This is a genomic window from Streptomyces sp. NPDC046915 (genome assembly GCF_040644935.1).
Lineage (GTDB): Bacteria > Actinomycetota > Actinomycetes > Streptomycetales > Streptomycetaceae > Streptomyces.
In genome coordinates this window covers 75,245-88,089 of sequence record NZ_JBEYXB010000021.1, presented here as the reverse complement: position 1 = coordinate 88,089, position 12,845 = coordinate 75,245, and the positions used below count along the sequence as shown (strand labels likewise).

Genomic DNA, 12,845 nt, shown 5'->3' with positions numbered 1-12,845 from the left:
CATCTCCGTGAACCGTGTTGACTCGGTTCACAAGCTCTGCTCTTATTGACCCAGCGAACGAGCGACCGCCGGACGGAGGCGGTCGCCGCGTCGGGAGGGGATCGCCATGGGCATGAAGGGCAAGGTCGCGCTGGGCGCTGTCGTGGGGGTCGTCGTCATCGGTGTCGTGTCGGCGAACGCCGGCAGCGACAGCAAGGACGGCGGTTCCGGCAGCGGCAGCAAGGGGTCCTCCGCCTCCGCCCAGCACAAGCCCGGCAGCAAGAAGGACGCGGGCGGCTCGGAGACCGCCGCGAAGAAGGTCGCGTTCGAGGGGGACGGCGACTTCCAGGTCGGCAAGGACGTCAAGCCCGGCACCTACCGCACCACCGGGAACACCGACGACATGTGCTACTGGGAGCGGGCCAAGGACGCCTCGGGCGAGACGGACTCCCTGCTGGCCAACGACAACGTCACCGGCACCAGTTACGTCACCATCAAGGCCACCGACAAGCTGTTCAAGTCCAGCGGCTGCAAGGACTGGGAGGCCGTCGACCCGAAGGCGAAGGGTTCACCCGCCTCGACGGCGGACGGCGACGGCGGCATGTTCAAGGTGGGCACCGATCTCGCCCCGGGGACGTACAAGTCCACCGGCAACGCCGACGACTCCTGCTACTGGGAGCGCACCAAGGACGCCGAGCAGGGCCTCGACTCGATCATCGCCAACAACAACGTGACCGGCACGGCCGTCGTCACCGTCAAGGCCACCGACGCCTACTTCAAGACCACCGGCTGCGGGGACTGGAAGAAGGCCGGCTGAACCGGCCGCCACCGGGTAGCACACCCCGACGGCACCGGGGCGCGGCGGCCGGCCACCCGCCGCCCCGCGCCCGCCCCATCGCTCACCGTCTCTCACCATCTCTCACCATCTCTCACCAAGGAATTCCCATGCGTCGCACCGCACTTGCCGCCCTCTGCCTCGCCGCCGCGACCACCGTCGGGCTCACCGGCTGCATGCCGGGGCAGGACAAGGCGGACAACAAGCCGGCGAACAGCAAGTCGAAGGAACCGTTCGCCGGGCTCTCCGGTGGCGAGGTCGCCGACCGGGCGATGAAGGCCACCACCGGAGCCTCGTCGCTGCGGATGAAGGGCGATGTCGCCGACGACACCGACGGCACCATCCGGATCGACATGGCCCTGGACAAGAAGGGCGAGTGCGCCGGCACGATGAGCATGGGCGGCCAGGGCAAGGCCGACCTGATCAAGACCGGCGACACCGTCTACATGAAGTACGACGAGGCGTTCCTGCGCGCGCAGAGCAAGGGCGAGTCCAAGTCGGACACCGACGCGGCCGTGGCGATGCTGGCTGGCAAGTGGACCAAGATGGCCGCCAAGGGCCAGGACGCCAAGGACATCGCGAGCTTCTGCGACCTGGACTCGGTGCTCGGCGGCGCCGAGGACGGCAACTCGGACGCCACCCGCGGCAAGACGACCACCGTCGACGGCACGCCCGCGATCGTGCTGCACGAGAAGGACGGCAAGGACCGTTACACCGTCTACGTCGCCACCCAGGGCAAGCCGTACGTGCTGCGGGTCGACGGCTCGTCCGCCAAGGAGCCGATGAACCTCGACTTCAGCGACTTCGACCAGCCGGTGCCGGCGAAGAAGCCCACCGGCAAGATCATCGACCTGGACACGCTGGGCGGCTGAGCCCGGCTCAGCCCGCGTGGAACCGTGCCGGCGCCTCCGTCGGGTTGCCGCCGGCCGGGAGCTTCTGGCCGGGGCAGGTCCTGAGGACCTTCTCCATCGCGGTCTTCTCGGCGGCGGTGACCCACAGCCCGTACTTCTTCTTCACCGCGACCTGGGCGGCGACGTAGGGGCAGCGGTAGGACTTGTTCGGCGGTATCCAGGTGGCCGTGTCGCCGTCGCCCTTGCCGCGGTTGGTGCTCGCGTCGACGGCTATGAGGTTGAGCGGGTCGTTGGCCAGGGCTATGCGCTTGCTGGGGTCCCAGTACTTGGCGCCCTTCTGCCAGGCGTCCGAGAGGGCGACGACATGGTCGATGTCCACCAGGCTGCGACCGCGCCGGTAGGTGACGTCCTTGCCGGAGTACGGATCGGGATCAAGCTGCCCGTAGGACACCTTGCAGGTGCCGCCGGTGAACTTCACCTCCTTCAGGTCGCGCTTGAGGATGTCGTCGCGGGTGTCGCAGGAGTTGGAGTCGGTGTCGGCCCAGGCCGTGCCGAACCGCTCCCGGGAGTAACCGGTCTTCGGCGCCCGGCCCTTGACGGTCAGTGACTGGGCGGCCGTGAGGGCGGCTCCCCCGCCCCCGGCCGGTGCGGGCCCGGAAGAGCCCCCGGCCCGCTGGTCCTTGCACCCGGCCACGGCGATCACGACGACAGCGGCGACGACCGCCCCGCCCCTCAGACGCGTCACGTGCCTCCCCCTTCGCCACCCCTTGTTCCGCCCTCGCACGGACAGACCCGCTCCTGGTCCCACCGTATCGGCCGGGGAATGCGCAGCGGAGAGCGCCCGGGGGAGGACGGCAGGCGCGTGAAGCGCGTGAACGTCCTGACCCTCCGCCCTGATACCCCCTTTTCCTCAGACCTTGCCGATGCCGAGCGTGGATTCCGACGGCAGCAGGCCCGAGGAGAGCACCGCGACCCAGTAGTCGCCGAGCAGATCGGCCAGGCGGTCGGTGGCGGATGCACCGAGTATCCGCCAGGGGGCGGCGGCGAGTTCGTCGGTGTGCTGCTCGACGCGGTGGCGCAGGTCGCGGCCCGCCTGAGTGGCCCTGCCGTCGGCGTCCACCAGGCCGCGGGCGGTCAGGCGCTCGCGTGCGGCCGTCCATTCCTCCGTGCTCCAGCCCCGGCTCTCGAAGCGCTCGACGGAGGCGGCGCCTGTCGCGGCGAACGACACCAGCGCCTCGACCGGGTCGAGACCGGCGACGAGCAGGGCGGCGAGGTGGCCGTCGCCGCGGTGTTCGCGCAGGATCGTCGCGGCGTGCCAGAGCTGGAGGTGGGGGGCGTCGGGCCAGGGCAGTTCGGCGTTGGCGGCGGCGAGCGGGCGGCCGGCGGTGTTCGCCGCCTCGGCCGCGCGCCGGGCGAGGGCGGCGGCCTCGGTCAGCTCGGGGCTGTCGACGCGGTCGCCGAACAGCGCGCGGTACGCCCGGTCGATCGCCCGCGTTCTGGCCTTCAGGACCTCTTCCGGGCTCGCCGCCTTCCACGCCGGGTCGATGTGCTCGGCGACCATGCGGGGGCTGAAGCTGTAGAAGGCGGAGGCCACCCGTTCGCTGCCGGCCGTGCCCAACGGGGCCGCGCGATAGGGGAAGTAGCTCGGCCAGCGCTCCTCGGTCGCGAATCCGAGCGTGGCCGCCTCCTCGAAGGCCTCCGGTGCGTAGTACAGCACCGCGTGCAACGGCTCCAGCAGGTGCCAGAGCTGCCGCACCCGGGACAGCTCGATCCCGGCCTTGCTGACGTGCTCAGACATGGCGTGACTCCTCAGCGCGCTCGGTCCGGCTCCGCAACTTGACACTGACAAGATTGCCTCGCGTCCACGAACTTGTCAATGCCTAGATTCGGCGTACGCTGCTGACCATGAGCCCCAGCAAGCCCACCCCCGGCAAGCCCGCCCCCGACGCCCCCACTTCCCCCCACCGCCCCTACCACCACGGCGACCTCCGCCGCGCCGTCCTCACCGCCGCGCTCGACGTCATCGCCGCCGACGGCCCCTCGGCGCTGAGCCTGCGCGACCTCGCCCGCCGGGCCGGGGTCTCGCACGCGGCGCCCGCGCACCACTTCAAGGACCGCACCGGCCTGCTCACGGCGATCGCGGCCGAGGGGTACGGGCTGCTGGCCGCCGCGCTGCGGGAGGCGGCCGATCTGAAGGACGCGGGCGTGCGCTACGTACGCTTCGCGCGCGAGCACCCGGCCCACTTCCAGGTGATGTTCGCGCCCGGACTGCTGCGCGCCGACGACCTGGAACTCACCACGGCCCGGACGCTCGCCGCCGACGCCCTGCGGCACTCCGTCGCCGCCGTGCCCGCCGAGGGCCGCGGCCCCGACGCCCGCCTGGCCGGCGTCGCCGCCTGGTCCCTGGCCCACGGTTTCGCCACGCTGCTCCTCGGCCACAACCTCGACGGCCCCCTCGGCGACCGGAACCCGGAGGAGGTGTTCAGCACCCTGGCGGCGATGCTGTTCCGCCCCGCCACCCACTGATCCGGGCTTGACCCTGCCCCTGGCGTCAGGGTCCGACGATCCCGGCATGAGCGAACCGAGCACCCCGAGCACCCCGAGCACGCCGAGCGAACCCGCCAACACCCCCCGCACCGTCCTGGTCACCGGCGCCGGCACCGGCATCGGCCGCGCCACCGCCCGCGCCTTCGCCGCCGAGGGCGCGCACGTCCTGGCCGTCGGCCGGCGTCCCGCACCCCTCGCCGAGACCGCCGACGGTCATCCCGGGATCACCACCCTCCCCGCCGACATCACCGCCGAGGACGGCCCGGAAACCGTCGTCCGCACCGCCCTCGAGCGCCACGGGCGCATCGACGTGCTGGTCAACAACGCGGCCGTCGTGAACACCGAGTCGCTGCGCACCTATTCACGCGCGTCCGTGCGACCCCAGCTCGCGACGAACCTCCTCGCCCCCGTACTGCTCACCCAGGCCGCCCTCCCCGCGCTGGAGGACAGCCGCGGTGTCGTGGTGAACGTGACGACGTCCGTCGGTCAGCGCGGCTGGCCCGGCAACTCCCTGTACGCGGCGGGCAAGGCGGCCCTCGAAGTGCTCACCCGCAGCTGGGCGGTGGAACTCGCCCCGCTCGGGATCCGGGTCGTCGCCGTCGCCCCCGGCGCCGTCGAGACGCCGATCGCCGACCACTCGGGCTACACGCCCGAACAGCGCGCCGCCATCCGCAAGTGGCAGCTCGACCACACCCCGCTCGGCCGGGTGGGCCGCCCCGAGGAGGTCGCCTGGGCGATCACCCGACTGGCCTCGCCGCAGGCGTCGTTCATCACCGGCGTGATCCTCCCGGTGGACGGTGGCGCCGTGGTCGCCTGACCTGCCGGTGGACGGCGACGCCCGGTCACCCGACCTGCCGATGGGCATCGGCGCCCGGTCACCCGACCTCGCGCAGCGCCGCCGCCAGCCGTTCCCGCACCGCCAGCTGGGCCGCGATCCGCGCGTCCAGCACCGCCAGCCGGTCCCGGGCGACCCGCAGCCCTTTGGGGGACGGGGATCCGGCGGTGACGTCCCCGTCCAGGCACGGCAGGAACGCCCGTACGTCCTCCAGGGTGAGGCCCGCGTCCAGCAGGTGCCGGATGTTGCGGACGCGGACCACCGTCCCGGCGTCGTACTCGCGGTAGCCGTTGGCGGCGCGCTCCGAAGTGATCAGCCCCGTCTGCTCGTAGTGCCGCAGGGCGCGGGGCGTCACCCCGGCAGCCGTCGCCAGCTCACCGATCCGCACGCGTCTCCCCTGCTCACGACCCCAGGATCGAGGCCAGGAACTCCCCGACCCACCCCAGCAGTTCCCGGCCGACCAGCGGCTTGCCGCCCACCTTCGCGGTCTTGGGACGCGGCACCAGCACCTGGTGGACGGCCGGCTTGATGACCGTCCCCGGGTACAGCCGCTTGACCCGCAGCTCCTGCGACTCCCGCAGTTCCACGGGGGCGAAGCGGATGTTGTTGCCCTGGAGCACGACCTCGCCGACGCCGCACGCGCGCGCGAGCATCCGCAGCCCGGCCACCAGCAGCAGGTTCTCCACCGGCTCGGGCAGCTTGCCGTACCGGTCGACGAGTTCCTCCCGTACCGCCTTGATGTCCTCCTCGGTGTTGGCGGAGGCGATGGCCCGGTAGGCCTGGAGGCGCAGCCGCTCGCCCGGCGCGTAGTCGTGCGGGACATGCGCGTCGACGGGCAGCTCGATCTTGACCTCGAGCGGCGGCTCCTCCTGGATCTCGCCGGTCTCCAGCTGGCGCCGGTAGTCCGCGACGGCCTCGCCGACCATGCGGACGTACAGGTCGAAGCCGACGCCGGCGATGTGGCCGGACTGCTCGCCGCCGAGGAGGTTTCCGGCGCCACGGATCTCCAGGTCCTTCATGGCGACGTACATGCCGGCGCCCATCTCGGTGTGCTGGGCGATGGTCGCCAGCCGTTCGTGCGCGGTCTCCGTCAGGGGCTTCTCCGGCGGGTACAGGAAGTACGCGTACCCCCGCTCACGCCCTCGGCCGACCCGGCCGCGCAGCTGGTGCAGCTGGGAGAGGCCGAAGTTGTCCCCTCGTTCGACGATCAGGGTGTTGGCGTTGGAGATGTCGATGCCCGACTCGACGATCGTGGTCGAGACGAGCACGTCGAACTTCTTCTCCCAGAAGTCGACGACGACCTGCTCCAGCGCCGACTCCGACATCTGGCCGTGCGCGGTGGCGATACGCGCCTCGGGGACGATCTCCCGGAGCCTGGCGGCGGCCCGGTCGATGGACTCGACCCGGTTGTGGATGTAGAAGACCTGGCCCTCGCGCAGCAGTTCGCGGCGGATGGCCGCGCCGATCTGCTTCTCCTCGTACGGGCCGACGAAGGTGAGCACCGGGTGCCGCTCCTCCGGCGGGGTGGTGATCGTCGACATCTCGCGGATGCCGGTGACCGCCATCTCCAGGGTGCGCGGGATGGGGGTGGCCGACATGGTCAGCACGTCCACGTTCGCGCGGAGCTTCTTCAGCTGCTCCTTGTGCTCGACGCCGAAGCGCTGTTCCTCGTCGACGATGACCAGGCCGAGGTCCTTGAACTTCGTCTCCGAGGAGAACAGCCGGTGGGTGCCGATGACGACGTCGACGGCGCCCTCGCGCAGCCCCTCCAGGACGGCCTTGGCCTCGGTGTCGGTCTGGAAGCGGCTGAGCGCCTTCACGCTGACCGGGAACTGGCCGTAACGCTCGGAGAACGTCCCGAAGTGCTGCTGCACCAGCAGTGTGGTGGGGACGAGGACCGCGACCTGCTTGCCGTCCTGGACGGCCTTGAAGGCGGCGCGGACCGCGATCTCCGTCTTGCCGTAGCCGACGTCGCCGCAGATCAGCCGGTCCATGGGGACCGACTTCTCCATGTCGTCCTTGACCTCGGCGATGGTGGTGAGCTGGTCGGGGGTCTCGGCGTACGGGAAGGCGTCCTCGAGCTCGCGCTGCCAGGGGCTGTCCGCGCCGAAGGCGTGTCCCGGGGCGGCCATGCGCGCGCTGTACAGCTTGATCAGGTCGGCGGCGATCTCCTTGACGGCCTTCTTCGCGCGGGCCTTGGTCTTCGTCCAGTCGGCGCCGCCGAGCCGGTGCAGGGTGGGGGCCTCGCCGCCGACGTACTTGGTGATCTGCTCCAGCTGGTCGGTGGGGATGTACAGGCGGTCGCCGGGCTGGCCGCGCTTGGCGGGTGCGTACTCGACGACGAGGTACTCGCGAGTGGCGCCCTGGACGGTGCGCTGCACCATCTCGATGTAGCGGCCGACGCCGTGCTGCTCGTGGACGATGTAGTCGCCGGTCTCCAGGGTGAGCGGGTCGATGGTCTTGCGGCGGCGGGCGGGCATGCGGGTGCCGTCCCGGCCGGCCGCCTTCTGGCCGGTGAGGTCGGTCTCCGTCAGGACGGCGAGTCTGAGCGCCGGGTCGACGAAGCCGTAGTCGATGGAGCCGCAGGCGACGTGCACGACGGAGGGGCTGAGCTCGCCGAGGTCGCCCGTCTTCGCGTCCGACACGGCCAGGCGGGCGGCGATGCCCTCGCCGCCGAGCACCTCCACGGTGCGGGCGGCCGGGCCGTGGCCCTCGGTGACGAAGACGGTGCGCCAGCCGTCGGCGAGCCAGCCCTTGGTGTCGGCGAGGGCCCGGGCGGTGTCGCCGCGGTAGGTCTCCGGGGCGTGCATCCCCAGCTTCAGCGTGTCCGCGTCGAGCTCGTCGTCCGCGGCGAACGGCGAGACCGACCACCACATCATGTCAAGCTCGCGCGCGCGGTCGCGGACGTCCGCGATGGACCACAGGGAGGCCGCGCCGACGTCGATGGGCGCCTCGCCGCCGCCCGCGGTGGCCGCCCAGGAGGCCTGGAGGAACTCCTGGCTGGTGGCGACGAGATCGGCGGCACGCGTGCGTACCCGCTCCGGGTCGCACACGACGGCCATGGCGCCCTTGGGCAGTACGTCGAGCAGCAGCTCCATGTCGTCGACCAGGACCGGGGCCAGGGACTCCATGCCCTCGACCGCGATGCCCTCGGCGATCTTGCCGAGCAGTTCGCCCAGCTCCGGGTGCTGTTCGGCGAGGGCACGCGCACGCGTGCGGACGTCTTCCGTCAACAGGAGTTCACGGCACGGCGGTGCCCACAGGCCGTGCTCGGCGACCTCCAGCGACCGCTGGTCGGCGACCTTGAAGTAGCGGATCTCCTCGACGTCGTCGCCCCAGAACTCGATGCGCAGGGGGTGTTCCTCGGTGGGCGGGAACACGTCGAGGATGCCGCCGCGCACGGCGAACTCGCCGCGCTTCTCCACCAGCTCCACGCGCGCGTACGCGGCCCCCGCGAGGGCCTCGACGATCGCGTTCAGGTCGGCGGTCTGCCCGGTCCGCAGGGCCACCGGCTCGAGGTCGCCGAGGCCCTTGACCTGCGGCTGGAGCACGGACCGTACGGGGGCGACGACGACGGAGACCGGGCCGGTCTCGGGGTCGTCGGGGCGGGGGTGGGCCAGGCGGCGCAGGACGGCGAGGCGGCGGCCCACGGTGTCGCTGCGCGGGCTGAGCCGCTCGTGGGGCAGCGTCTCCCAGGAGGGGTACTCCACGACGCCCTCGGGGGACAGCAGCGTGCGCAGGGCGGCGGCCAGGTCCTCGGCCTCCCGCCCCGTCGCCGTGACCGCCAGCACCGGGCGGCCGGCGTCGCGGGCCAGGGCGGCGACCGCGAAGGGACGGGCCGCCGGGGGGCCGACCAGGTCGACGTGCATGCGGTTGCCGTCGGCGGACGCCTTGATCGCTTCCGCGAGGGCGGGGTCCTTGACTACGGCGTCGAGCAGACCGTGCAGGCTCATTCGGGGGCGGCTTTCGTCCGGGGCGGGCAACACGACGGGCCCGACACGCGTCGCGGGCCGGGGGTGTCCAGCCTACGACGCCGCGCTCGCGGACGCGGGCGGCTGTGGACAGCCTGCGCTTTCCGGTCCGGGGAGGGCGGCGACCCGGGCCGTCGGGAAGCACACGCGGCGGACAGCGAAGAACCCGGCGCCGGGAAGTCCCCCAAGACTCCCCGGCGCCGGGATTTCCCCCCGCAACCCCCGTGTGCGGTGGTCGTACGGCCGCTCCTGCCTGTGCGGCTAGTGCCGCGGCAGGCAACGTTTGCCCGTCAAGGAGCGGCGTCCGGTGCGTGCTCTCGGCGTGCCGGGTGCGAGCCCTCGTACTGGATGTACTTGGGCTTGTGCCCGGTGCGGCGAGTGGGGGCACCTCCCACGCCCTTGAGGCAGTGGGGGAGCGTGCCGGGCGTCGCGACGGGGCGAACGTTGCCTGTGGCGGCACTAGTCCGTCGCGATCGCGTTCAGTACGTTCATCCGGCCCGCCCGGAACGCCGGGATGAGCGCCGCGAACAGTCCCACGAAGGCCGAGCCGACGAAGACGAAGATGATGGTCGGCCAGGGGATGTCCAGGACCTTCAGGCCCTCCAGGGCGAGCAGCTTCTGGGCGGTGGCTCCCCAGCCCATGCCGAGGCCGAGGCCGAGCAGGGCGCCGAAGAGGGCGATGACCACCGACTCCAGGCGGATCATGCGGCGCAGCTGGCGTCGGGAGAGGCCGATGGCCCGCATCAGGCCGATCTCCCGGGTGCGCTCCACCACCGACAGGGCCAGGGTGTTCACCACGCCCAGGACCGCCACGATGATCGCCAGGGCCAGCAGGCCGTAGATCATGTTCAGCAGCTGGCCGATCTGGTCCTTCAGGTTCTTCTTGTAGTCGGTCTGGTCGCGGACCTTGTACTGCGGGTAGTCGTGCAGGGCCGACTTCAGCGCCTTGTACGCGGCGGCCTGCTGCCCGTCCTTGGCGGTGGCGAAGACCAGCTGGTCGAGCGGCCTCTTGCCGGCGGGCACGTACTTGGCGAGCGTGGCGGTGGAGGTGTACTTGGCGCCCTGGTCGATCACGTCGTCGCTGCTGGTGATCGCGCGGACCGTCAGGTGGGCGGTGGCGCCGCCCTTGAAGGCGACGTCGATCTTCGAACCGATGTGGATGCCGTGGGCCTTGGCGAACTTCTCGTGGACGGACATCGAGTCGGGCAGGTAGGCGTCCTTGAGGTCGCCGGCGACGGTCTTCTTGCGCAGGTCGCTGGCGTACGTCGGGTCGGCCGCCGTGATGTCGGTGTCCTTGAGGGTCTGGCCGTCGGGGGTGGTGTAGTCGGCCCGAGCCACCTTGTACTCGGTGACCCGCGCGAGGCCCGGCGTCGACTTCACGGCCTTCACCGCCTGCGGGACGACCGGGTCCCCGTTGTCGTTCTGGATGATGAAGTCCGTACCGACGGTCTTGTCGAGCTGGTCGGTGGCGGAGGCCACCATGGAGGAGCCGACCACCGACAGGCAGGCGACCAGCGCGAGGCCGATCATCAGGGCCGCGCCGGTGGCGCCGGTGCGGCGCGGGTTGCGCAGGGCGTTGCGCTCGGCCATCCGCCCCACGGGCCCGAACATCCGCAGCAGCACCGCGCTGAGCACCCGCACCAGGCCGCCGGCCAGCAGCGGGCCGATGACGACGAACCCGATCAGGGTCAGCACGATGCCCAGCCCCAGGTACGGGGAGCCGTCCTTGGCCTTGTCGACCGAGGCGGCGGCGTACAGGCTGACGCCGCCGGCACCGGTGAGGAGGGCGCCGATCAGGGCCCGTATCCAGCCGGATTTGGCGTCGGACGGGGCGCCCGCGTCGCGCAGCGCGGCCATCGGGGAGACCTTGCCGGCCCGCCGGGCGGGCAGGTAGGCGGCCAGGACGGTGACCACGACACCGAGGAACAGACCGATCACCGGGGTCGTCCAGGCGACCGTCAGATCGTCCGTCGACAGGTGCATGCCCATCTTGCCCATGAGCTTCATCAGGCCGACCGCGATGCCGACGCCCGCGCCGACGCCGAGCACGGACCCGACCACGCCCAGCAGCAGCGCCTCGGCCAGCACCGAGCGGTTGACCTGCTTGCGGGAGGAGCCGATGGCCCGCATCAGGCCGATCTCCCGGGTGCGCTGGGCGACCAGCATGGAGAAGGTGTTGATGATCAGGAAGATGCCGACGAGGAAGGCGATCCCGGCGAAGCCGAGCATCGCGTACTTCATGACGTTCAGGAAGCTCTCGACGTCCTTCTGGTTGGCGTCGGCGACCTCCTTGGCGGTCTGCACCTTGTAACCGCCGCCGCCGAGTTCGGCCACGACGTTCTTCTTCAGCCGGTCGTCGGTCACGCCCTTGGCCGCCGTGACGTTGACGTTGGTGTACACGCCGGTCTCGCCGACGAGCGTCCGCTGCGCGGTGCGGGTGTCGAGGTAGAAGATCGCCGCGCCGGGGTTGGTGACGGTGAAGGTGGCGATGCCGGAGATGCGCGCGGTGTGTGTGCCGACCGTGGTGATCACACCGATCTCGTCGCCGAGCCCCAGGTGGTGCTTGTCGGCGGTGTCGGCGTCGATCATGATCTGGCCGGGGCCCTTGGGCGCCGTACCGGAGGTGATCTTCATGGTGCGGGCGTCGTTGTCGTTCCAGCTGCCGACGATGGTCGGGGCGCCGCTGCTGGGCGAGAGGTTGTCCTTCTTGGCGTCGACGACGGTCGCCCTGGTGGAGAACACCGTCCCCTCCGCCGCCTTGACGCCCTGGGCGTGCCGGATCCTGCCGAGCACCGAGGCGGGCATCACCGGCGGCTTGCCGGTGTCGGAGGTCGTCTGACCCGTGTCGGAGGCGCCCTTGGCACTGACCTGCACATCGGAGGAGGTCGCCTGGAACAGCTTGTCGAAGGTGGTGTTCATCGTGTCCGTGAAGACAAGAGTCCCACTCACGAAGCCCACCGACAGGAGCACCGCTATCGCCGACAGCGCCATACGGCCCTTGTGCGCGAAGAAGTTGCGCATCGAGGTCTTCAGGACGGTCATGACGTACGCCCCCGGGCGTCGAAGTCCTTCATGCGGTCCAGGACCTGATCGGCCGTCGGCTGGTGCATCTCGTCGACGATCCGGCCGTCGGCGAGGTACAGCACCCGGTCCGCGTACGACGCCGCCACCGGGTCGTGGGTGACCATCACGATGGTCTGGCCCAGCTCGTCCACGGACCTGCGCAGGAAGCCGAGGACTTCGGCGCCGGCCCGGGAGTCGAGGTTTCCGGTCGGCTCGTCCCCGAAGATGATCTCGGGGCGGGCGGCCAGGGCGCGGGCCACGGCGACACGCTGCTGCTGGCCGCCGGAGAGCTGGGTGGGCCGGTGCTTGAGCCGCTCGGCGAGGCCGACGGTCTCCACCACGCGGTCCAGCCACGCCTTGTCGGGCTTGCGGCCCGCGATGTCCATGGGCAGCGTGATGTTCTCGAGCGCGTTCAGCGTCGGCAGCAGGTTGAACGCCTGGAAGATGAACCCGATCCGGTCCCGGCGCAGCTGGGTGAGCTTCTTGTCCTTCAGGCCGGTGATCTCGGTGTCGTCCAGGTAGATCTGGCCGCTCGTCACCGTGTCGAGCCCGGCCAGGCAGTGCATCAGCGTGGACTTGCCGGAGCCCGAGGGGCCCATGATCGCGGTGAACTGGCCGCGGGCGATGTCCACGTCGACGTGGTCCAGGGCGACGACGCGGGTCTCTCCCGACCCGTACGCCTTCACGACCTGCCGCGCCCGCGCGGCAACGGCCGTACGCCCTCCAGTGCCCCCGTGCCTGGGAATGGTCACAGCCGATGTCAC

At 71.2% G+C, this 12,845-nt stretch carries 10 protein-coding genes; 4 read left to right on the top strand and 6 right to left on the bottom strand.

All coding sequences use genetic code 11. The features are described 5' to 3' along the window. Window positions 1-106: 106 nt before the first annotated feature. Both ABZ915_RS38735 and ABZ915_RS38730 read left to right on the top strand, forming a co-directional pair. Window positions 107-796: a hypothetical protein gene (locus ABZ915_RS38735; protein WP_361813237.1), complete on the top strand. Its 690-nt coding sequence runs from the start codon at window positions 107-109 to the stop codon at window positions 794-796. Between the two features lie 128 nt (window positions 797-924). Then, entirely contained in the window at window positions 925-1,686 is a 762-nt protein-coding gene (locus tag ABZ915_RS38730; protein ID WP_361813235.1) for a hypothetical protein, read from the top strand. A 7-nt stretch (window positions 1,687-1,693) separates the two neighbouring features. Here the strand turns inward: ABZ915_RS38730 and ABZ915_RS38725 are convergent, their stop codons facing one another. Together ABZ915_RS38725 and ABZ915_RS38720 are read right to left on the bottom strand one after the other, a co-directional pair. After that, complete coding sequence (locus ABZ915_RS38725; RefSeq protein ID WP_361813233.1) at window positions 1,694-2,410, bottom strand: HNH endonuclease family protein; 717 nt, start codon at window positions 2,408-2,410, stop codon at window positions 1,694-1,696. 165 nt (window positions 2,411-2,575) lie between these two features. Continuing rightward, window positions 2,576-3,463, bottom strand: a complete 888-nt coding sequence (locus ABZ915_RS38720) for a hypothetical protein (RefSeq protein WP_361813231.1) — start codon at window positions 3,461-3,463, stop codon at window positions 2,576-2,578. Window positions 3,464-3,570: 107 nt separating this feature from the next. On the opposite strand from ABZ915_RS38720, the gene ABZ915_RS38715 reads away from it, so the two are divergent. Beyond that, on the top strand, window positions 3,571-4,191 hold the full coding sequence (locus ABZ915_RS38715) for a TetR/AcrR family transcriptional regulator (protein WP_361813229.1): 621 nt from the start codon (window positions 3,571-3,573) through the stop codon (window positions 4,189-4,191). 46 nt (window positions 4,192-4,237) lie between these two features. After that, on the top strand, window positions 4,238-5,029 hold the full coding sequence (locus ABZ915_RS38710; protein ID WP_361813227.1) for an SDR family oxidoreductase: 792 nt from the start codon (window positions 4,238-4,240) through the stop codon (window positions 5,027-5,029). Window positions 5,030-5,087: 58 nt separating this feature from the next. On the opposite strand, the gene ABZ915_RS38705 is transcribed toward ABZ915_RS38710, so the two are convergent. The 4 genes from ABZ915_RS38705 to ABZ915_RS38690 all read right to left on the bottom strand — a co-directional run bounded on the left by ABZ915_RS38705 (window position 5,088) and on the right by ABZ915_RS38690 (window position 12,845). Continuing rightward, window positions 5,088-5,435, bottom strand: a complete 348-nt coding sequence (locus ABZ915_RS38705) for a MerR family transcriptional regulator (RefSeq protein WP_361813225.1) — start codon at window positions 5,433-5,435, stop codon at window positions 5,088-5,090. A 13-nt stretch (window positions 5,436-5,448) separates the two neighbouring features. Beyond that, on the bottom strand, window positions 5,449-9,000 hold the full coding sequence (gene mfd, locus ABZ915_RS38700) for a transcription-repair coupling factor (protein ID WP_361813223.1): 3,552 nt from the start codon (window positions 8,998-9,000) through the stop codon (window positions 5,449-5,451). Between the two features lie 477 nt (window positions 9,001-9,477). Continuing rightward, a complete protein-coding gene (locus tag ABZ915_RS38695) occupies window positions 9,478-12,060 on the bottom strand; it encodes an FtsX-like permease family protein (protein ID WP_361813221.1) in 2,583 nt (860 codons plus the stop codon). Next, window positions 12,057-12,845 carry an ABC transporter ATP-binding protein gene (locus ABZ915_RS38690; RefSeq protein ID WP_361813219.1) on the bottom strand — a complete coding sequence of 263 codons (789 nt, stop codon included), beginning with the start codon at window positions 12,843-12,845 and terminating at the stop codon, window positions 12,057-12,059. The genes ABZ915_RS38695 and ABZ915_RS38690 overlap by 4 nt, the downstream gene beginning before the upstream one ends.